20 protein-coding genes are annotated in these 22,383 nt (G+C 38.3%); 11 read left to right on the top strand and 9 right to left on the bottom strand.

Translation table 11 applies throughout. The features are described 5' to 3' along the window. Window positions 1-196: 196 nt before the first annotated feature. Together ABD005_RS16970 and ABD005_RS16965 are read right to left on the bottom strand one after the other, a co-directional pair. On the bottom strand, window positions 197-1,480 hold the full coding sequence (locus tag ABD005_RS16970; RefSeq protein WP_343818926.1) for an ammonium transporter: 1,284 nt from the start codon (window positions 1,478-1,480) through the stop codon (window positions 197-199). An 11-nt stretch (window positions 1,481-1,491) separates the two neighbouring features. Then, window positions 1,492-1,830 (bottom strand): P-II family nitrogen regulator, encoded by a 339-nt coding sequence (locus ABD005_RS16965; RefSeq protein ID WP_215981451.1) that lies wholly within the window; start codon window positions 1,828-1,830, stop codon window positions 1,492-1,494. Between the two features lie 428 nt (window positions 1,831-2,258). On the opposite strand from ABD005_RS16965, the gene ABD005_RS16960 reads away from it, so the two are divergent. From ABD005_RS16960 to speD, 10 genes are all read left to right on the top strand, one after another. Beyond that, complete coding sequence (locus ABD005_RS16960; protein ID WP_343818925.1) at window positions 2,259-3,461, top strand: alginate export family protein; 1,203 nt, start codon at window positions 2,259-2,261, stop codon at window positions 3,459-3,461. Between the two features lie 169 nt (window positions 3,462-3,630). Next, complete coding sequence (locus ABD005_RS16955; RefSeq protein ID WP_343818923.1) at window positions 3,631-4,254, top strand: anthranilate synthase component II; 624 nt, start codon at window positions 3,631-3,633, stop codon at window positions 4,252-4,254. A gap of 78 nt (window positions 4,255-4,332) precedes the next feature. After that, window positions 4,333-5,478, top strand: coding sequence for an HDOD domain-containing protein (locus ABD005_RS16950; RefSeq protein WP_215981454.1), 1,146 nt, complete (start codon window positions 4,333-4,335; stop codon window positions 5,476-5,478). Between the two features lie 405 nt (window positions 5,479-5,883). Next, window positions 5,884-7,098 carry an aspartate aminotransferase family protein gene (locus ABD005_RS16945; RefSeq protein WP_343818921.1) on the top strand — a complete coding sequence of 405 codons (1,215 nt, stop codon included), beginning with the start codon at window positions 5,884-5,886 and terminating at the stop codon, window positions 7,096-7,098. 92 nt (window positions 7,099-7,190) lie between these two features. Further along, entirely contained in the window at window positions 7,191-8,207 is a 1,017-nt protein-coding gene (astA, locus tag ABD005_RS16940; RefSeq protein WP_343818920.1) for an arginine N-succinyltransferase, read from the top strand. Window positions 8,208-8,330: 123 nt separating this feature from the next. Continuing rightward, window positions 8,331-9,806 (top strand): succinylglutamate-semialdehyde dehydrogenase, encoded by a 1,476-nt coding sequence (astD, locus tag ABD005_RS16935; protein ID WP_343818918.1) that lies wholly within the window; start codon window positions 8,331-8,333, stop codon window positions 9,804-9,806. After that, the gene (gene astE, locus ABD005_RS16930) at window positions 9,806-10,960 is read left to right on the top strand and encodes a succinylglutamate desuccinylase (RefSeq protein WP_343818917.1); all 1,155 of its coding nucleotides are present in this window, start codon (window positions 9,806-9,808) and stop codon (window positions 10,958-10,960) included. Before astD ends, astE begins: the two co-directional genes overlap by 1 nt. Window positions 10,961-11,188: 228 nt before the next feature. Then, window positions 11,189-11,545: a DUF3802 family protein gene (locus tag ABD005_RS16925; RefSeq protein WP_215981459.1), complete on the top strand. Its 357-nt coding sequence runs from the start codon at window positions 11,189-11,191 to the stop codon at window positions 11,543-11,545. Between the two features lie 148 nt (window positions 11,546-11,693). Further along, window positions 11,694-12,098, top strand: a complete 405-nt coding sequence (locus ABD005_RS16920) for an OsmC family protein (RefSeq protein ID WP_215981460.1) — start codon at window positions 11,694-11,696, stop codon at window positions 12,096-12,098. Then, window positions 12,099-12,866: an adenosylmethionine decarboxylase gene (gene speD, locus ABD005_RS16915; RefSeq protein ID WP_343818914.1), complete on the top strand. Its 768-nt coding sequence runs from the start codon at window positions 12,099-12,101 to the stop codon at window positions 12,864-12,866. Between the two features lie 411 nt (window positions 12,867-13,277). Here the strand turns inward: speD and ABD005_RS16910 are convergent, their stop codons facing one another. From ABD005_RS16910 to hutI, 6 genes are all read right to left on the bottom strand, one after another. Beyond that, on the bottom strand, window positions 13,278-13,631 hold the full coding sequence (locus tag ABD005_RS16910; RefSeq protein WP_343818912.1) for a 2OG-Fe(II) oxygenase family protein: 354 nt from the start codon (window positions 13,629-13,631) through the stop codon (window positions 13,278-13,280). Between the two features lie 107 nt (window positions 13,632-13,738). After that, window positions 13,739-14,305 carry a GNAT family N-acetyltransferase gene (locus tag ABD005_RS16905; RefSeq protein WP_343818911.1) on the bottom strand — a complete coding sequence of 189 codons (567 nt, stop codon included), beginning with the start codon at window positions 14,303-14,305 and terminating at the stop codon, window positions 13,739-13,741. A gap of 38 nt (window positions 14,306-14,343) precedes the next feature. Continuing rightward, entirely contained in the window at window positions 14,344-14,685 is a 342-nt protein-coding gene (locus ABD005_RS16900; protein WP_343818910.1) for a cupin domain-containing protein, read from the bottom strand. A 288-nt stretch (window positions 14,686-14,973) separates the two neighbouring features. Further along, complete coding sequence (locus ABD005_RS16895) at window positions 14,974-16,806, bottom strand: methyl-accepting chemotaxis protein (RefSeq protein ID WP_343818909.1); 1,833 nt, start codon at window positions 16,804-16,806, stop codon at window positions 14,974-14,976. A gap of 161 nt (window positions 16,807-16,967) precedes the next feature. Next, window positions 16,968-17,867, bottom strand: a complete 900-nt coding sequence (locus ABD005_RS16890) for a phosphoribulokinase (RefSeq protein WP_215981466.1) — start codon at window positions 17,865-17,867, stop codon at window positions 16,968-16,970. 125 nt (window positions 17,868-17,992) lie between these two features. Then, window positions 17,993-19,225 carry an imidazolonepropionase gene (gene hutI, locus ABD005_RS16885; RefSeq protein WP_343818908.1) on the bottom strand — a complete coding sequence of 411 codons (1,233 nt, stop codon included), beginning with the start codon at window positions 19,223-19,225 and terminating at the stop codon, window positions 17,993-17,995. A 224-nt stretch (window positions 19,226-19,449) separates the two neighbouring features. Here hutI and hutC point away from each other — a divergent pair, with 224 nt between their 5' ends. Next, window positions 19,450-20,181, top strand: a complete 732-nt coding sequence (gene hutC, locus ABD005_RS16880) for a histidine utilization transcriptional repressor HutC (protein ID WP_343818907.1) — start codon at window positions 19,450-19,452, stop codon at window positions 20,179-20,181. A 160-nt stretch (window positions 20,182-20,341) separates the two neighbouring features. Here the strand turns inward: hutC and ABD005_RS16875 are convergent, their stop codons facing one another. Continuing rightward, the gene (locus tag ABD005_RS16875; RefSeq protein WP_425544914.1) at window positions 20,342-22,372 is read right to left on the bottom strand and encodes a urocanate hydratase; all 2,031 of its coding nucleotides are present in this window, start codon (window positions 22,370-22,372) and stop codon (window positions 20,342-20,344) included. Window positions 22,373-22,383 lie beyond the last annotated feature (11 nt).

Genomic DNA, 22,383 nt, shown 5'->3' with positions numbered 1-22,383 from the left:
TACGCTACTCTTATTTAAGCTTCCGACTCGCCGAGAAGATAGAAAATATCCCCGATGGGTTAAACCTAAACCATCCAAGTATCCCCATAAAAAGAAAAATGCCAGTCAGCTTAACTGACTGGCATTGAGCTATCACGCTGCTTTTTGTTTATTCTAGCGCCCCTATATAAATACAGAGTAGCGCTAGTAATTAACTCTACTGTCCGCGAGTAAACTCAGGATATGCCTCCATACCACAGTCTGCTTTATCAGCACCTTCGTACTCTTCTTCTTCACCGACACGGATACCCATCACTTTTTTCAGGATAAACCACACAACAAAGCTAGTACTAAATACCCAAACAAAAATAGTCGCTGCGCCTAGTAATTGACCGGTAAATGTTGAGCCAGTATTCGTTAATGGTACAATAAGTAGACCAAATAAGCCTACAACACCATGTACAGAAATAGCACCAACAGGGTCATCTATTTTAGCTTTATCTAACGCTAGCACTGACATAACAACAATAACACCGGCAATAGCACCAAAAATAGTAGCTTGTAAAGGAGATGGCGTTGACGGCTCAGCAGTAATAGCAACTAAGCCCGCTAATGCTCCGTTTAACGTCATTGTTAAATCTGCTTTTTTGAATAAAAGTTTAGCGACTACGAGTGCTGAAATAGCACCTGCTGCGGCGGCGGCATTAGTATTTAAGAAAACCATAGCAACAGAGTTAGCACTGTTAATATCAGCCAGTTTTAATACTGAACCGCCATTAAAACCAAACCAACCCATCCATAAAATAAAGGTACCTAAAGTAGCCATAGGCAAGTTAGCACCAGGAATTGCATTTACTTTGCCATCTTTACCATACTTGCCTTTACGAGCACCCAGTAATAAAACACCAGCTAATGCAGCTGAAGCCCCAGCCATATGAACAATACCTGATCCGGCAAAGTCAGAAAAACCAAGGTCAGATAAAGTATATAAACCGAAAACAGCTTCACCATTCCAAGTCCAGCTTCCTTCCATAGGGTAAATGAAACCTGTTAATATTACTGTAAAAGCAAGAAATGCCCACAACTTCATACGTTCTGCGACAGCACCTGAAACAATAGACATAGCCGTTGCCACAAATACTACCTGAAAGAAAAAGTCTGATGCATTTGAGTACACCGCACCGCCATCGAAACCCTCTTTGGCTGACTCAGCAAGTACAGAGCTAACTAAAGCGTCACTACTAGCAGCCCCATCAAGTGCAATACTGTTAAGGAAAACACCGCCACCATACATAATGTCGTAACCAACAACCAAATACATAACACAAGCAATCGCGTATAAGGCAACATTTTTGGTTAAAATTTCAGTGGTATTTTTAGCTCTAACAAGACCGGCCTCAAGCATAGAGAAACCTGCAGCCATCCACATTACTAACGCACCACAAATCAAAAAGTAAAAAGTATCAAGTGCATATTGAAGTTGAAAAATATTTTGTTCCATTGGTACTCTCCTTAAATTGCTTCAGCGTCTTGCTCACCAGTACGAATACGGATGGCTTGCTCTAGGTTATAAACGAATATTTTACCATCACCAATTTTTCCGGTGTGGGCAGCTTTAGTGATCGCTTCAATTAAGCGCTCTACTAAATCATCATTTACCGCAATTTCAAGTTTAACTTTTGGTAAAAAGTCCACTTGATATTCTGCACCGCGATATAGCTCAGTATGGCCTTTTTGACGACCAAAACCTTTCACTTCGCTTACCGTGATACCTTCAACACCTATTTCAGAAATAGCGTCCCGAACCTCGTCTAACTTAAAGGGTTTTATAATTGCACTGATCAATTTCATTAGTATTCTCTTTGTAATGCAGGAATGATGTAAACAGTAATACAATTCACGTACCAAAAAAAATAAACATTTATTTTCAATAACATAAGGAAGTAAATCATTATATCAACAAAAGGTTCGCACCATAAAAGTGCGTGAAATCACTAAAAATGTTGAGTGCTGGTGCAGGTAAGAGAAAACAGATTAAGTGTAAAAAAATGCCTAAATTTATGAAAGATCAACATCAAAAAAAATAGCAAGAATCATAAGAATAACGTTATTTACAACTAAAAATCAGTACGGCTAAGTTTCATTGGTATTCATTGAAACTTATTAGCGAACAAATACATTAAAGTTGATTAGTATCAACTTAGCTAACGCAACGAAATGTAAGAATTCATGAATACAAAATGACAATAACTTCACACCTGTATAGTTGGAATATCATAATGAACTCTATTAAGTATGTTGCACAAAAAAAACTCGCACTATCTATTATGGCTACCGCCATATTAGCGACGCCAATAGCCTTTGCCACCGAAACAAAACACGGCAATGGTATTACTCATGCTTTAAATGACAGTAAGATCGATGTAAATTTACGCGCACGCTATGAAGGGGTAGACCAAGATGGCTTTGATAAAAATGCTGAAGCCCTTACGTTAAAAAGCCGTATAACCATTAGCACAGGGAGTTATCATAACTTCTCTTTAGGTTTAGAAGTTGATGATGTTCATGCTTTTATAGATGACTATAACAGTCAAAAAAATGGTAATACTCAATATCCGTTGGTTCTTGATCCCCAAGGCACTGATATTAACCAAGCCTATTTAAAGTATCTCAACCAAGGGGTTAGCGTTACTGTAGGAAGACAACGTATTCTTCATAATAACCAACGATTTGTAGGTGGTGTTAGTTGGAGGCAAAACGAACAGACCTATGACGGAGTACGCGCTCAATATCAAACTGATAAGTTAGTTATTGATTATAGTTATATTCATAATATTAATGATATAGCAGCCAACGATGTGCAAGGTGACTTTCACTTAGCTAATGCTAAATATGAATTCAATAAAAATCAGGTTATCTCCGCTTTTGGCTACCTTTTAGATTACGATATTGCCTTAACAAACTCGAGCAATACCATTGGTGCCCTATACCAGGGAAATTTTAATGACTTATTTGTTAATGCAAGCCTTGCCAGCCAAAGTGAACATGGTAATAACCCTAATAATTATAACGCGCTCTATGTTAACGCAGAGGTTGGCTACAAACTCAATGCCATAGTATTACTCGCAGGTTATGAATTACTAGGCAGTGACAGTGGCGTTGCATTTAATACACCACTTGCCACAAAGCACAAATTTAATGGTTGGGCTGATAAGTTTCTAGGCACTCCTAATGAAGGCTTGCAAGATGTTTACCTGACCGTGAAAGGAAAGCTTTCAGAGATAAACTGGTCAGCTACTTATCATAAGTTTTCATCTGACCAAGATAATATAGATTTTGGTAATGAACTTGATTTGATAGCCAACTATAAGATAAACAACAATTATAGTATGTTAGCAAAAATAGCCCATTACAATGATGGTGGTAGTAGTAAAATCACTGATACTAATAAGTTATGGTTACAGTTAACCGCCCAGTTTTAAGACCAAACCTAAACTCTAAATGCAAAAGAAGTAGCTTTACCAAAATACTAAGTTAATTATACTAAGTTGATTACACTCAGCTTAGTATTTTGCAGCGCTAACGATTGCCCCATTAAAGTAAAACCATTAGAATGGCCCCGAATTTTACTGGCCTTACTATGGTGACCTTTTGTTGTTAATGATAGACAACTACGACTCATTTACCTTTAATTTAGTGCATTACTTTCAAGCATTAGGGCAAGAGGTTGTCGTTTATCGTAATGATGAAATTTCATTACAAGAAATCGAAAAAATGGCTCCTCACTTTATAGTGATTTCCCCTGGTCCTTGCGATCCCGATAGCGCAGGAATTTCACTAGCTGTTGTGAAACACTTTTCAGGTAAAATTCCATTATTAGGGGTTTGTTTAGGCCATCAATGTATTGCTCAATATTTTGGCGCGATTGTCGAAAAAGCGCGTAAAGTAATGCATGGGAAAACTTCCTTAATTACCCACAATAATCAAGGGCTATTCTCAGGCTTGCCAAAACCTTTAGAAGTCACTCGTTATCACTCACTCATTGTTAATAAAGCTTCCCTCCCCGAATGCCTTGAAATTTCGGCTTGGACTGTTAAAGATGAAAAGTTAGTCGTAACTGATACTCTCAATCAAGTAGAGGAAATTATGGCGCTACAGCACAAAAACTTACCTATATGCAGCGTACAATTTCATCCTGAATCAGTATTAACAGAGCAAGGACAGAACTTACTCGCAAACTTTATTAAGAAATACCAAGATTATCCGATAGCTTAACTATCATTAAATTGGAGTTCATCGACAAACTCCAATACACTTACACAAAGCAATACTTAACAAAGCCTTTTGAACATTATGCAAATTTTTGATAATCATCCCACTATTAGCACTATTTATCAACGTGCAGTAGCCTTGTCTATTAGTAAAGAATTTGCAGAGCAATTGAGCGGAAAAATAGTCGTAGTAGACCACCAAGGCAGCGAGCAAGAGAACCGTCGCCGAGAACTCTTATCGGTTGAGGTAGCCACTCAGCAAGAGAAAATTATTGCTGCTCATGGCGAAGAGCACTTTAAAAAACAAGTAATGAACACCTTTGCAGCGCAAGTAAAAAGTAAGCTTAATAATGACTTTAATAGTAAAGAGTATTTGTACCAAGAAGTACTCGGTATTGAAGATACCGCACCGCGGATACTTGACACCCTATCAACCCGTGCGGCTTCGGTTAACCAAATTAAGCCACTAGCAACACTTCTGCCTTGGCTTTGTACTGATTTAATTAACTTGGTTAACAAACCACAGTACCGTAAAAGAGCTGACGTACAAGTAAATGACGCTAAACTCGCCTTAAGTTACATTGGCTTAGATAATTTAAAGCAAGTGATGCCAACCTTTATTTTAAAGCATTGGCTACCCGCAAGTACTGCACCTTTTTCATTAATGAAACGAAAGTTATGGAACGATAGCTTATCTATCGCCTTGGCTGCCGGTGTTTTAGCAAAAGAGCAAGAGCTTGATTGGTTCACCGCTTTTACAACGGGCATGTTATCTAACATTGGACAGCTTGCTGTTACACAGTGCTTTTTCACTACCGTTAATACTAAACACAAAAAAGAAGTACGTGAGGCTTTTCAAGCAAAAGACAAGCGTTTACACAATATATTGCTCAATCTAGATATTTCAGAACCACTATTACTTGAACAGCTTTTATTACGCAGTAGTAAGCTATCTGCCGACTTAGTCGAGCAAATGAACTTTGAACGCTTGGCTATAACTGAGCCAATGTTTGATTTAGCTTATGCTGATCACATCACTAAAATGTGCCCTATAGCGCAGGTTGTCGCAAAAGCGAAAGCCTATGTTGCCTTTCGTGCACTCGCTAAAGATAACTTGATTAATAGTGATGAAAGCAAAGCACTACTGAGTAATACTAAATTAACGTCAGCAGAAATCTCATTATTGAAAAAAAGTGACATTGATCATATTAAGTTAATTTTTAGCTAAGTTAGCAGCAATTTATCGCCTTTTAGACCCAAAAAAGGCCATAAAGAATAATTTTTTTCTGCGTAATTATGATATTTGCTCATTTGTGCATTTTTTATTAACAAGTAGCGAGCGCTATACCAGCCATTGCTAATTTGCTCAAAAAACCTCCTCAATAAATATTCATCTTTGTTGAATAAAATCAACCGAAGCTTTATTTTACCTAGCCTGCAGCCACGCAGAGCAAGACAAATAGCAGCTAACCTGTCATACTATCACTCTATTTTTTGGATAACAGCCGACGTATTTTTCAGCAAAAAAGTCCTGCTAACATTATTTAATTGGACAATATCTCTACTTAAAAAAGTAAGCTACTATGGCTATAGTTATTTAAAACATTACCACTTATATAAATGAGGATTTGAAATGTCAGAACATTTTTCTGTTGATCGCGAACTTTTTAATGAAGTTATGGTTCCTAACTATGCCCCTTCAGCGGTTATTCCAGTACGTGGTAAAGGTTCACGCGTGTGGGATCAACAAGATAATGAATACATTGATTTTGCTGGCGGTATTGCCGTAAGTGCATTAGGTCACTGTCATCCTGCATTAGTCGGCGCATTAAAAGAGCAAGGCGAAAAGATTTGGCACTTGTCTAACGTACTAACCAATGAGCCTGCATTACGCTTAGCCAAAAAATTAGTCGATAACACTTTTGCTGAAAAAGTATATTTTTGTAATTCAGGCGCAGAAGCGAATGAAGCAGCGTTAAAGTTAGCACGTCGTTGGGCATTAGAAGTTCACGGTGAAGAAAAATCACAAATCATTGCCTTTAAACAAGGTTTTCACGGCCGTACTTTCTTTACTGTAACAGTAGGCGGTCAGACAGCATACTCTGACGGCTTTGGCCCGAAACCTGGCAATATAGATCACGCTGAATACAATAACCTTGATAGCTTAAAAGCACTTATTTCAGATAAAACTTGTGCGGTTATGATTGAACCATTACAAGGTGAAGGTGGTATTGTTGCACCAACAGATGAGTTTATTAAGGGTGTACGCGAGCTTTGTAATCAACACAATGCTTTATTAATTTTTGATGAAGTACAAACAGGTCTTGGTCGTTTAGGTAGCTTATATGCTTATATGGACCTTGGTGTAACACCTGACATTTTAAGTTCAGCCAAAGGTTTAGGTGGTGGCTTCCCAATTGGCGCAATGTTAACAACAACTGATATTGCTCAACATTTAAAAATAGGTACGCACGGCAGTACTTATGGTGGTAACCCATTAGCTTGTGCTGTAGGCGAAGCGGTACTTGATACCGTAAACACACCTGAAGTATTGGCCGGCGTTAAAGCTAAATCAACATTATACGTTGACGGCTTAAATGCAATTAATGCCAAATATAACGTTTTCTCAGAAATACGCGGTAAAGGTCTATTAATTGGTGCGGTTTTAAATGAAAACTATCAAGGTAAAGCTAAAGATTTTTTAAATGCCGCCATGGCTGAAGGTGTAATGACCTTAGTTGCTGGTGCAAGCATTGTTCGTTTTGCTCCTTCATTAGTGATTTCTGATGATGATATCACTGAAGGCTTAGTACGTTTTGAGCGTGCTGTAGCTAAAATGGTTAAGTAGAGCCTACTAAACAATCATACGCCGCAAGTTATCTGTCGATACTACTTCCTGTAATTATCGACAGATATAATATCAATTCATCGAGAGCATTTATGATCATTGTACGTCCTATTACACAAAGCGATCTGAACGATTTACATCGTATAGCCGTAGAATCTGGCCATGGATTTACTTCACTTCCTGTGAATGAGCAGTTGTTAAACCAGCGTATTACCCATGCCGAAAAATCATTTAATAAAGCCGTTACCCAGCCTGGTGATGAAGGTTATTTATTTGTGATGGAAGATACCGAAACCGGTAAAGTCGTAGGTACCAGTGGCATTGAAGCCGCGGTAGGTTTAGATGATGCCTTTTATCATTATCATTTAGGCAAAGTAGTTCATAGCTCACGCGAGTTAAATATTTACAACACTGTTGAAACATTATCATTATGTAATGATTACACAGGCGCGAGTGAAATTTGTACTTTATTTTTAAGTGATACACACCGTAAAAATAATAATGGCCGCTTTTTATCTCGCTTCCGCTTTTTATTTATTGCTGAACATGCCGAAAGGTTTTCTGAAACAATTATCGCCGAAATGCGTGGCATTTCAGACGAACATGGTCGCTCTCCTTTTTGGGACTGGTTAGAGAAGTACTTCTTTTCTATGGACTTTCCGACGGCTGACTACTTAACAGGTATTGGTAAAAAAGTATTTATTGCGGAGTTAATGCCTAAATACCCTATTTATGTCAATTTATTGAGTAAAGAAGCGCAAGCAGTTATTAACCAAGTACACCCTAAAACATTACCTGCGATTCGCTTATTAGAAGCCGAAGGTTTCTCACGCCGAGGTTATGTCGATATTTTTGATGGTGGACCAACGGTTGAGGCAAATGTAAATAGCATACGTGCCATTAACCAAAGCCAACGCTGTCAGGTAATTATTGGCGATGTACAATCTACTGATAATTATATTATTTGTAATACGCAAGTTGCTAATTTTAGAGCAACACAAGCGCCACTTTCTTATAGAGAAACTGCGCAACAAGTCGTAATCAGCCAAGCAGTGGCTGATGCATTATTAGTAAAAGAAGGCGATTGGGTTCGCTTACTCGCTAATTAAGAACACCAAAATAACTAACACACAACAGTAGTTTTCATCTTAGTAAATAAAAACTACTGCCATTACATTGTATTTGGTATTCACCTAATGTAATGCACTTAATATCAATGAGAAGGAATAATTATGTCTCAGCACAACGTTCAATTTATTAACGGCCAATGGCAAGCGGGCTTAGGCCATGAAGTAAGTTCATTAAACCCAGCACGTAATGAAGTTATTTGGCAAGGTAAAACAGCCTCTGTCGAGCAAGTCAATGAAGCGGTATTAAGTGCCCGTAATGCGTTTGAAACTTGGTCAAATATCAAGCTTGATGAACGTATTGCTATTGTTGAAAAATTTGCAGTATTACTAGGCGAAAACAAAGACGCCTTAGCAACCACCATAGCCCTTGAAACAGGAAAGCCTAAATGGGAAACCTTAGGTGAAGTTGGCGCTATGGTAGGAAAAATTGCAATTTCATTAAAAGCTTACAATGAACGTACCGGGACTGTTGAAAACCCAATGCCTGGCGCTAAAGCATTTATTCGTCATAAACCTCATGGTGTTGTTGCTATTTTTGGTCCTTATAACTTCCCAGGTCACTTACCTAATGGTCATATAGTGCCAGCACTTATTGCTGGTAATACCATCGTATTTAAACCAAGCGAATTAACGCCACGTGTTGCTGAAGAAGTACTAAAAATATGGGAGCAAGCAGGCTTACCTGCAGGCGTTATCAATTTAGTACAAGGTGAAGTCGAAACAGGTAAAGCCTTAGCAAGTAATAAATTTATCGATGGTTTATTCTTTACAGGTAGCTCTACTACGGGTCATTTATTACATGAACAGTTTGGTGGTCAACCGGGTAAAATTTTAGCCTTAGAAATGGGCGGCAATAACCCATTAGTTGTTAAAGACGTTGCTGATATTAACGCTGTGGTTCATGATATTGTACAGTCAGCTTTTGTAACAACAGGCCAACGCTGTACTTGTGCTCGCCGTTTGTTTATTGAAAACAATGAACAAGGTGACGCAATTCTTGCTAAATTAATATCAGTCACTAAAGACCTAACAATTGGTCACTATAATGATGAAAATCAGCCGTTTATGGGTTCAATGATTTCAGAGAAAGCGGCTTTAGGTTTAGTTGATGCTCAACAAAAACTAATTGAGCTAGGCGCTACATCATTAGTTGAATTAAAGCACTTAGAAGCCGGTACTGGTTTTATCTCAGCAGGTATTATTGATGTTACCGCAATTGCCGCAGATGTTCCTGATGAAGAATACTTTGGCCCTTTACTAAAAGTTTATCGTTATAGTGACTTTGATAAAGCCATTGATGAAGCTAACAATACTGGCTTTGGCTTATCTGCGGGTTTACTCAGTGATAGTGAAGCAGACTACCAGCACTTCTTCCGCCGAATTCGTGCGGGTATTGTGAACTGGAACAAACCTATTACTGGCGCAAGCAGTGCCGCACCTTTTGGTGGTATTGGCGCGAGTGGTAACCACCGAGCAAGTGCATTTTATGCAGCTGACTATTGTGCATACCCAATTGCCTCAGTAGAAGCAGATAAAGTCTCTTTACCTGAAAGCTTAACACCTGGTTTACATATTTAATGGTTGCGCACACTATCAGCCAACAATTCACTGCTAACAGCAGTGAATTGTTCAAAAATACCTTTCGCTTATTTATAAAAAATGGTGATTTTCTTGGCTTAACGCGTCAATTCGAGCATAGCTTTGATCACAAGTTCAGTGATGATCTTTCATCATTAACATATAGAGTAACGGCGGCAACAGCGACCTTAATCGATACTGGTGTATTGCTTATTGAGCCTGATAGTTTATTGACTGCTGGTCATGATAAAGCCACATTCAATAAAAACATTATTATTTCATCAGGTATTCATGGTAATGAAACCGCGCCAATTGAAATAGTACAACAAATAGTTAATGATATTATTCAAGGTAAAACACAGGTTAAGCACCGTACCTTATTTATCATCGGTAATCCGGTATCAATGAATATCGCTAAACGCTTCCAAAGTGAAAACCTCAACCGACTATTTTGTGGCAAACACCAAAGCATTACCCCTTGCTATGAAAAATATAGAGCCGAAAAGCTAGAGCAATACGTTACTGACTTCTTTACCGCTAAAAGCAGCATTACTGACGTAGAAGACAGTAGCACAGACAAGCAAGCAAAAAATTATCATTATGATTTGCACACTGCCATTCGTAGCTCTAAATACGAAAAATTTGCAATTTATCCGTACCAAGGTGATAAACCTTGGGATAAAGAGCAGCTAACATTTATGGCCGCTTGTGGTGTTAACACCATCTTATTTGGTCATGCACCTAGTGGTACCTTCTCATATTTTAGTAGTGCCAATTTTTCAGCACATGCCTTTACTGTTGAGTTAGGTAAAGTAAAAGCATTTGGTGAGAATGATATGCAAAATTTTACTGCTATGTACAGTAACCTAACACGCCTTGTTAGCGCACAGTCTATTTCATTAGACTTATTTGATAATAGTAATTTTGCTTTATTTAATGTCCTTAACGACATCACCAAACACAGCGACGACTTTAAGTTATTGATCGATAATGATGTGAAAAACTTTACCTCTTACCCTATAGGAACACAGCTTTCTTCAGATAACGGTAACGACTATATCACCCGTGTTGACGGTGAAAGTATTGTATTTCCGAACGCTAATGTGGGGATTGGTCAGCGAGCTGCACTAATGGTTGCCCCTTGCAAGCTTTAAGTGACTGTTGTTAAATATGTTAAGCTATACTCAAAAAAAGTGAAAATATGAACTGAACTTACATTGAAGTAGCTTGAGTATAACTAGCTGCTATACTGAAATGAGTCACCACTTACTCTTGTGAAAGATGGCTCACTTCAAAGCTTATTCATTCGAGTAACTTTCATGTAAATTGATATAGCCACTGTTTTTAATGAGATAAATAAACGATAGGATAGAGATTGTATTATGGTTACAGATACCGACGGTTATGTGCAAATTATTAGCTACCTCACTGAGCATCTAAATTTATTTGAAAACTCGACTAGCTCAGCATTAAGCACTGATACTGTAATGGCAGCCATTGAGGTTGAATTGGGCGAGCAAATTATTGCGGTATGTAGTCAAAACGATAGCTTAACTTACAACCAACGTAATGCAATAATTCGTGAAGTAGACGCAATTCTTTACGACTTAGAAGAAATTTTATCAGGCGTAGTCAACAACAAAGTAAACAGCGCTCAAAAAGAGTTTATTGCAGAGTTTGCTGGTTTAATAAAAAACTTATTTGATGGCGTTATTCACAGTCAAAAACTAGCGCAATAGTCGCCCTACTTCCCAAAAATTACAACCTGGCCAAACAGCCTAGCCCTTCTAAAAATTTTTGCGCAGATAACTATTACACCATTAAACTGGTGTAATAAGCGCATCTTAGTTAAAATCCTTGCTTCTATATATTTCTGTTGAGAGCATTATGAAAGCACAAGTAAAATGGTTAGGTGAAGAACTTTTTTTAGGTACCTCTGAAAGTGGTCACACACTTGTCCTTGATGCCAATGGTGGCACATTAGCTCCAAGCCCTATGGAAAGTGTATTAATTTCTTTAGGTGGCTGTTCATCGGTAGATGTGGTCAGTATTTTACATAAAGCCAAACAAAATATTCAAGGCTGTACAGTTGAATTAAATGGTAATCGCGTTGATAGCACACCTAAATTATTCGATACAATTCATTTGCACTTTGTTATTCGTGGCACCGATGTTAACCCTAAACATGTAGAGCGCGCGGTTAACTTATCAGCTGATAAGTATTGCTCTGTAGCTTTAATGCTAAATGCAAAAGTAAGCATCACTCATGATTTTGAAATTATTGCGTGTTAAATGTCGACCACGAATAAAATATCACTTTATGGTTTTAATAACTTAACAAAAAGTTTAAGTTTTTCTTTCTATAAAGTGCATTACCTAGATAACGATAAAGTCAGTAAGCAATATGACCAGTTTATTAATGAGAATTACAACGCGCATAAGCTAAGCGAATTATTAACTCATATTTGTCATGCTATTGGCGGTAATGTTTTAAACATTGCCTCGCAAGACTATCAACCTCATGGTGCCAGTGTTACGTTGATGATGTCGGAAGAAGCGCAACCAGAATCTTTGGTTGCTCATTTAGATAAAAGCCACTTGTGCATCCATACCTACCCAGACGATAACCCCCAAAATAAACTCGCTATATTTAGAGCTGACATTGAACTTTCAACCTGCGGTGTTATTTCGCCGTTAAAAGTTATTAACACTCTAATAAACCATTTTAACGCTGAGGTTATTGACATTGATTACCGGATTCGAGGCATGACTCGCGATAGTCATGGCAACAAATTATTTATTGATGACAGCGTAGTAACAATTAGTGATAGCTTTAACGCTATGGTTAAAAGCAATTACCAGTTTCAAGATAATAACTTAAGTCAATACAACTTGTTTCATACTAAACTAGCCCGTCAGCAAAGTTCGTTAGTTGATATTATTTTTGCGGCTGAGGACATTAATTTGTCACCGACACAGCTGAGCTTATTACAACAACAAGTAAACCATGAAATAAACTCACTTTTCATCCAAAAAACTAATGAGGCGACAGATAAATAGTAGATTCATTCATAAGCTCTATAAGAACACTGTAAGCGCTTTGTGGCTCTGCTTGCGTTACTAACACCTATTGCTATGATAGCTTCTAACTGCTTAGCCACACTCCATAAGCTCCTAGCTTTCCATCAATCGATAATCCCCCGCACTAACGAGTGAAATAAATCAACTAAACCAATTTCAACATCAGGAAGTTAATGGGGGCTGCTTTAGTTAGTGTTAACGCAACCTGAGCAGGATCCCAAGTGGCATTTGTCATTATTTTATAGTTGATGAATATTTATTGCGACTTATCACAATAGCAATTGCTGTAATATACAAAGAACATGAAGCTTTTCAGGTAGTAACCTAGGTCTAAGAGTTGTTCAACTTGAGTGCTCTCAGACTAAACGTTTCTTACAATATAAAACGATCCTAAGCGCCTACTATCCACCCTATACTCAATATATAGCGATTTCCTTGTATGACTTTTGAGACTTGATGCTCGCTAACGTCGGGACGAAATAACTTAATTCTATTATTTGTAAATATTGGCGCTGAACAGTGAAAGTCACCACCTAGCGTTGCACTCTTAAGTACTATATTTAACCGGTAATGTTTACCTGACTCAACTTTATCTGTATGTGGTGCAATTTCACTTCCCTCTGGAAATTTAAGCAAATAAGTATCAAACTTGATTGGCCACATTGCCCCACAGATCAGCATTTTATCGTAGCCTGACTGTTGTCGGCCTCGCTCCCAGCGAAATAGTTTACGTAATATAGACATGAAACTTCTCAAACGGTTTACTTAACATTATTATCGCGATGCTCTATAAAATGTTAGCTCAAATAAGAAACAGTAACAGAAGGTTATTTTCTCTGTTAAATAATTAATTACATCGCCACATGATTAGGGTTAATTTTTGATGTTAAAACATGATCTTGCCACGAACCAGCTATTTTTAAGTATGACTTAGCTACCCCTTCTTTTTCAAAGCCAAGCCTTGCTAACAATCTATCACTGCGAATGTTTGACGTAATATAGTTTGCCATAACGCGGTGCAATTCTCGTTGAGAAAATACATATTCTAGAGATGCTTGCAGCATCTCAAACATTAAGCCTTTTCCTTGGTCTGCCATATTAACGGAGTAACCTAAGTGGCAGGCTTGAAAGACACCTTGAACAATATTTGAGTAATTACAACAACAAATAATTTTAGTGCGTTTTTTGTCAAGAGCAACAAAAGCGATTGAGGAGCCTGATTTGAAATTATCAAGATTCAGTGCCACGCGCTTTCTCACGGCTTCACCGGTAAAATACTCGTCTGCTCTTAATGGTTCCCACTTAGCTAAATGAACTCGGTTAGCTCTCTCATATGTTGCTAAGAGTTGATAATCTTTCGGCTCTAAAATAGTAATAATTAAATTTTTTGTTATTAATTCTGGAATAAACTCTGTCACTAAAACCTCTCGACACATAACACCCACGACACTGTCTATTATATTACCACTCTATCACCATGGATTGGCGGGGTTGAAGTAACCGTAAAGAGCAAATCACTTTCATGTTGGTTACTTAATTTGTGTATTGCCTTTGCAGGAATATATATACCCTCATTAGGGTTTAACTCAAATATTTCCCCGTCAAGCTCCATGCTTGCTACCCCCGATAAAATGAAAAAGAACTGCTCTGCTGTACTATGAAAATGACGTTGCTCAGAGCAACCCGAAGGAACACGTTCTTGGATCACACTTAAATTTTTAGATTGAACTAAATGCCAACCTTCACATTGATCTCCCCAAAAATAATGCTCAGCCGACTTTTTGCTTATAACAGTCAAAATTCCTCCTTAAAATACAAGCACTCATTAGAAGTAATATCACTACACTTCCCACGAAAAGGTACATCGAAATACTTATTAATAATCAATAAATGAGAGAAGAGCGACTAAAGCTATTATCTAAAATAAGCTAGTTACTAAATTCTCATCGCCACAATAAAGTCGCACCTATGTGCATAGTAACAATGATAATTAATGAGAGAAAAACAAAGAAGAACTTTAACATAACAAACAGCTATTGGTTATGTTAAAGCCAACATAGCCCTTACAGCGTTAACCACAGCAAGACTAACTTAGTTTATATGACAGTAACTTATAGGTTTTTTCATTAGCCAATGAGCAATGAGTTACGCTTGAGTGTGCTTGATCAAGTAGCGAAACATTTCTATCTTTTACTTCGGTGATACTCTCTGCAATTTCATGAATAGCTAAAGTTTGCTCTTCTGTTGCAGCAGAAATACTTTCTGTCATTTGATTAATAATATCAACATATCGCATCACTTCTGATAAGGTCGCTGATGACGTTTCTATGTGTACTAAATCTTCCAAACTACGCTCTTTACATTGATCAACTTGCGCGACAGCATGAGAAGTTAACTGTTGTAACTCATTGATTATTTCAGTAATTTGATTGGTCGATAATTGTGTTCGATCTGCTAAAGATCTAACCTCATCAGCAACCACTGAAAAACCTCGACCTTGCTCTCCGGCTCTTGCCGCTTCAATGGCAGCATTTAGCGCTAATAAATTAGTTTGTTCGGCGATACTACGTATTTCAGTAATAAAACCACTAATTGAATGGCACTTTTCTTCTAAAACATTGATGTCTTGTGAAGACGTAACGAGTTCATTCGCATTACCACTTAAGGAGTCATTAAGTTTTTCTAACTGACTCTTATTTAAGGCAACTTCTTTCGCAATGCACCGAGCAGTGTCTGTTGTTTGCTGAACATTTTGAGCCACCTCTTTAGCACTTGCTTCAAGTTGAATAGTGGCAGCAGAAACTTGTTCGCACTGCATGTTCTGGTTGGTTAAGCTCTCCTCAGTACTATGAGCATTATCTTCAACTTTTTTACTGACATCTTGTAAGTCTTCAATGGCGCTATTCATTTTATGAGTAAACTGAATAAAACGATTAACTGCATCAACCACTTCACCAAACTCATCATCAGTTTCTTTAGTAATTTGCATTGAGAAGTCTCTTTTTTTAACCACTTCTTCAATACTTTTTACCGCATTTTTTATTGGTAAAATAATAATATTAATCAACTTAGCGATAAAAACTGCTAGCGCTACTGAAATAATAATAAATAACGCAAGCGAAATAATAACAACCCAAGTTGACTTACTGTCAATGTGCTCTGTCGCGTTAACCACCGACTCTGCCAACAACTCTTCAGCATTGTGGGTTGCTGAACGCATTTCACCCATAACACCTTCATTCGGTGTTAAACCTATTATGGTGTTTAACTTCGCAAAACTACTCATTGCATTTTGATAACTATTTATAAATGCAACTGCATCTTTATTTCGCGACTCTCTGACACTAAGTTCACCAAGAGCGCTTATTATAGATTCTATATACTTGCTTTCATTTCTCAGCATATAATCTTTTTCGTGGCGACGTATTGTCAGTAATAAAACTTGGCTAGTTAAGTCGTTTTCTAAGGTGAGAAATTCTTCTAGTTGATGGGTTGCATCGCGTAATAGCGCATACTGGCCGGAGTTTTTATCTAACCCTTGCTCTATCATCAGTTGCGTTAACATTAAAAATTTTTCGTTATAGCTTGCGAACACTTCTCTGAGTTTATGAATTTCAATATTGACACTAACGCTTCGGTTTAGCTCATCTATATTATCAAGTGTAAGAGTAAGTGATTGATAGTTTTTATTAAACTTTTCTATGTACTTTTCATTTTTTCGTAAAATAAAGTCTTTCTCGCTGCGACGTAACTGTAATGAAAAAATACTGAGCTGTTGTATATGACTTTTAAGCTGTTCCATTTGCTTTAGCTGATGGTTAAAAAAGCTTGTTGTCGCCAATAAAAGTAACAAAGCCAAAATAACAGCAGCGAGTAAAATGAGTAACTTACGTTGAATAGATAGAGTGTGTGAAGGCAATTGATATCCCCTTATCGCCAGTATTAATCCTTAATATATAAAAGGTAGCACAAAATAACTCGACTACAATAAAGTGGCAGATAATTTATCAATAAGTGGTTTTATAAACGCCAGCAACCATAAATTCTAGGTATTAAAATAGCGCTCAGTGGCAGTTTTTTTTACAGGTCGCTCATCCAATCAAGCTGTTTATTAGCCTGACTTTTTCGCTCCATTAAATCACGAATAAACGGGGTTAAAATAAGCTCCATTGCTAAGCCCATTTTACCGCCAGGCACAACCAGTGTACTCACTCGTGACATAAAAGAGCCATCGATCATGCGTAAGTAATATTGAAAATCGACGTTTTTCATTTCTCTAAAACGGATCACCACAAAACTTTCGTCTAATGTTGGAATGGCTTTAGCGCTAAATGGGTTTGAAGTATCAACCGTTGGGACACGCTGAAAGTTAATATGAGTACGAGAAAATTGCGGCGTTATAAACGAAATATAATCTTCCATACTACGTACAATACTTGCGGTTACCGCTTCTCGACTATGGCCACGCTTATTGGTATCTCGAATAATTTTTTGAATCCACTCTAAATTAACAATAGGCACCATGCCGATAAGTAAATCAACATGTTGAGCAACATTGTTTTCTTCTGTCACTACACCGCCATGTAGCCCCTCATAAAAGAGTAAATCAGTGCCCTCACCTAACTCCTCCCATGGGGTAAAAGTGCCCGGCATTTGGTTATATGGCACCGCATCATCAAATGTATGTAAATAGCGTCGAGTTCGCCCTTTTCCTGTTTCACCATAATCACGAAATAGACGCTCTAATGCATCAAAATCATTGGCTAAATTGCCAAAGTAGCTAATATTGCGTTGTTTCTCTTTCGCTTTACGTTTTTCAAAATTCATTTCTTGGCGCGAAAAGCGGTGAAAGCTATCACCCTCAACATTCACAGGGCGGACGCCTAAGGTTCGAAATATATGTTCAAATGATGCAGTTGTTGTTGAGGTACCAGCGCCAGAGGAGCCAGTAACTGCAATAATAGGATTTCGAGAAGACATAGCAATAGCCAGAGTTAGAGAAAATATCTGGCTATTTTATACGGTGAATTGTTACTAAGGTCAAGCGATTGCCATTTACCCGCAGCAACTCAAGCACTTGAGCTAATAATAAACCTTAGTTGAGATTAAATAACTTGCTCGCCATTTTTCATTAACGAAACCAGAGGATTAACGCCAAATTGATAGCACAGTTCAGCTGGTTGGCTAATACTCCATAGAGCAATATCAGCATCAAACCCAACCGCAAGCTGTCCTTTATTTGCCGATAGCCCTAATGCTTTAGCGCCATGACAAGTAACCCCAGCTAACGCTTCACTTGGCGTTAATCTAAATAAGGTGCAGCCCATATTTAGCATTAATTGAATGTTATGTAGCGGTGAAGTGCCCGGATTGGCATCAGTAGCCAATGCCATTGGCACATCATATTTACGTAATAAGTCCATCGGCGGTAACTGAGTTTCTCGAAGAAAATAAAACGCCCCTGGTAACAGTACGGCGGTCATGCCTGATTTTTTCATCGCTTTAACGCCAGCTTCATCTAAAAATTCAATATGATCTGAAGACAGCGCGTTATAAGTGGCAGCAAGCTCGGTTGCCCCTAAATTAGATAACTGCTCGGCATGTACTTTAACGGATAAACCATGCTTTTTAGCTGCTGAAAATACTTGTTCGGTTTGTGCTAGATTAAAACCTACCCCTTCACAAAAAACATCGACACTGTCAGCCAATTTATGCTCAACAACTACAGGCATCATCTCATTACATACTAAGTCAATATAATCTTGCGGCTTATCTTTGTATTCGGTTGGCAGCGCATGTGCCCCTAAAAAGGTTTTTTTAACAGTTACTGGTAAAGCCTGTGCTAATTGCTCGGCAACCTTAAGCATTTTCACTTCATTTTTAGTATCTAAACCGTAACCTGATTTTATTTCTACTGTTGTTACCCCTTGCTCATGCAACGCTTGTAAACGTGGGAGTGCTGCATTAAATAATGTTTCCTCACTCGCAGCGCGGGTTGCTGTTACGGTAGAAACAATACCGCCACCAGCAGCGGCTATTTCTTGATAACTTTTTCCTTGCAGGCGCATTTCAAACTCATTAGCTCGACTACCGCCATAAACAAGGTGTGTATGACAATCAATTAACCCTGGGGTCAACCACTTTCCTTCTCCGTCAACCACTTTAATCGTACTATGATCATAATCAGGCAATTCAGACATTAAGCCAAGCCAAGCAATTTTACCTTGCGAAACAGCCAAGGCGGCTTGGTTCATTTCACCGTAACTATTGCCACCATCAGACATGGTTGCTAAATTAACGTTAATGTAAAGTGTTTGCCAAGAGTGTGAATTAATCATAGAAAGTGCCTATTTGTTGCGCTGATAAAGTTTATAATTGTTGTGTTTAACTCGCGCCATAACACATGATGTAAGCTAATGCGCTTCCCCTAGTATGGCTTTTCATTTAACACAACGCGATATTACCGCTAACCCCCTCCATTTACAACTTGTATATACAAGCATTGCCTTTTCTTAGCATTTGTGCGATCTTATCAGCACATTCACTTAATTACAGATAAAAAATGGCAGATACCAGTACCACCAAAAAAGTAGTTAAGCCTGCTAAATATAGCGTAATAAAACAATATATTTGCGAAAACATTGAGTCAGGCGAATGGCCACAAAATGCCAAAGTGCCCTCTGAAAATGAATTAACACAACAGTTTGACGTTAGTAGAATGACCGCAAGGCGCGCGTTGCAAGAGTTAACCGAGCAAGGTATTTTAGTACGCTCTCAAGGTGCAGGAACCTTTGTCGCAACATTTAAATCTCAATCATCTCTTTTAGAAATACGTAATATTAGTGATGAAATCAGTGAGCGTGGTCACAGCCATCATGCTAAACAACTCTTACTAAAGTCGGTTGCCGTCACTGAAGAACTCGCTATTTTACTCAACTTAAAAAATAATGAGCATGTCTATTATTCTGAAATTTTACATTGTGAAAATAAACACCCAATTCAGCTAGAGCAACGCTATGTTAATGCGAGTTTAGTACCTGAGTATTTATTACAAGACTTTACTGAAATCACTCCACATGAATACTTATCATCAGTCGCACCATTAACTGAAGCAACACATGAAATTGAAGCGGTTTTAGCAAGCAGTGTGGTATGCGAGCAATTAGAAATTGATAAACAGACTCCTTGCTTACAAGTAAAACGAAGAACTTGGTCAAAACAAGGTGTTGTCAGTGTTGCTATATTAACCGCTCCAGGTGACAAATACCGCTTAGGTAGCCATTTAAAGTTTTAAAGACAATCCGCTCTTACCTGCCAATATCGTTAACAGCACTTTCGTTGCTAATGACACGCTTATTGAAAAATAAAGTAACGAAAAAGCGCTACGCCAAAGTGATTGACGTAGCGCTTTTTTAATTGTTTACAGCTTAATAATTAACCTGTTATTAGGTTAGTTAAAACGATAGCTGAGATAAAATATCGTCTTCCACTAAGTTAGCTAATGTTACTTTCAGTTTAGGTGTGCGAGCCATTTCACGTTTAATCGCGAAATTAGCTTCTTCATTACGTGCCCAACTACGACGAGCAATACCATTGTTTACATCGAATAATAACATAGACTTTAATCGTCGCTCTGCAGCTTCGCTACCGTCAAGCAACATACCAAAGCCACCATTAACAACCTCACCCCAACCAACACCGCCGCCATTATGAATTGAAACCCAAGTTGCACCACGGAAACTATCACCAATAACATTGTGAATAGCCATATCTGCGGTGAAACGACTACCATCATAAATGTTTGATGTTTCACGAAACGGCGAATCAGTACCAGAAACATCATGGTGATCACGACCTAAAACTACTGGGCCAATTTCGCCCGCTTCAATCGCATCATTAAACGCTTTAGCAATTTCCATACGACCTTGAGCATCGGCGTAAAGAATACGCGCTTGTGAGCCAACCACTAACTTATTTTGTTTAGCGTCTTCAATCCAAGTGATGTTGTCTTGCATTTGCTGTTGAATTTCTTCAGGAGAATCCGCCATAATTTTTTTCAATACTTGCGCGGCAATAGCATCAGTTTTGTCTAAGTCTTCAGACTTACCTGACGCACAAACCCAGCGAAATGGGCCAAAACCATAGTCAAAACACATTGGACCTAAAATATCTTGTACGTATGACGGGTATTTAAAATCAATACCATTTTCTGCCATAACATCGCCACCTGCACGAGATGCTTCAAGTAAGAAAGCATTACCGTAGTCAAAGAAATAAGTGCCACGCGCAGTATGCTTGTTTACAGCATCGGCATGACGCTTTAAAGTTGCCTGTACTTTTTCTTTAAACACTTCAGGCTCTTCACGAATTAAACGATTTGATTCTTCATAGCTAATATCTACAGGATAATAACCACCTGACCAAGGGTTATGAAGTGAGGTTTGATCTGAGCCTAAATGCACATAAATTTCTTGTTCATAAAAACGTTCCCAAACCTCAACGATATTACCAATATAAGCAATAGAAACGACTTCTGCATTAGCCTGTGCCGTTTTAACACGGCTAATAAGGGCATCCATATTATCAATTAATTCGTCAACCCAGCCTTGCTGATGACGCTTGGTTGCCGCATTGGCATTAACCTCGGCACAAACCGTTACACAATTAGCAATATTACCGGCTTTAGGTTGTGCACCACTCATACCGCCTAACCCCGCAGTCAGGAATATTTTGCCTTGTGGACTTTCCCCTTTACTCAACACTTTACGAAATGCGTTCATTACCGTGATAGTGGTACCGTGTACAATGCCTTGTGGGCCTATGTACATAAATGAACCCGCGGTCATTTGACCGTATTGCGTAACACCTAAAGCATTAAATTTTTCCCAGTCATCTGGCTGAGAATAGTTAGGGATCATCATACCGTTAGTAACAACAACACGTGGCGCATCTTGTGATGATGGAAATAAGCCCATAGGGTGCCCTGAGTAAATATGTAAAGTTTGGTCACTTTCCATTTCACTTAAATACTTCATTGCTAATAAGTATTGCGCCCAGTTTTGGAACACCGCACCGTTACCACCGTAGGTAATTAGCTCTTCAGGGTGCTGTGCTACAGCAGGGTCAAGGTTGTTATCTACCATTAACATAATGGCCGCAGCTTGTTGGCATTTGGCTGGGTAGTCATGCACTGAACGCGCTTTTAAGTCATAACTTGGCTTAAAGCGGTACATATAAATACGGCCAAAGTCTTTTAACTCTTGGGCAAATTCAGTTGCGAGCTCTTGGTGCCATTCTTTTGGAAAATAACGTAAAGCGTTTCTTACCGCTAGCTGCTTTTCATCAACGCTAAGAATATCTTTACGTTTAGGGGCACGATTGGCATCGGCTGGGTATGGCTTTGCTTGTGGTAATACGCTAGGAATACCTTGCTGTATGCTCTCTTTTAAAAGCGCTTGTTCTTGAGAATTCATTGGTGTCTCCATGATAAAGGCAG

The sequence above is a fragment of the Colwellia asteriadis genome, assembly GCF_039523295.1.
In the GTDB taxonomy this organism is placed as follows: Bacteria; Pseudomonadota; Gammaproteobacteria; order Enterobacterales; family Alteromonadaceae; genus Colwellia; species Colwellia asteriadis.
The sequence above is the reverse complement of the archived record's forward strand: the minus strand, read 5'-3'. Positions and strand labels throughout refer to the sequence as shown.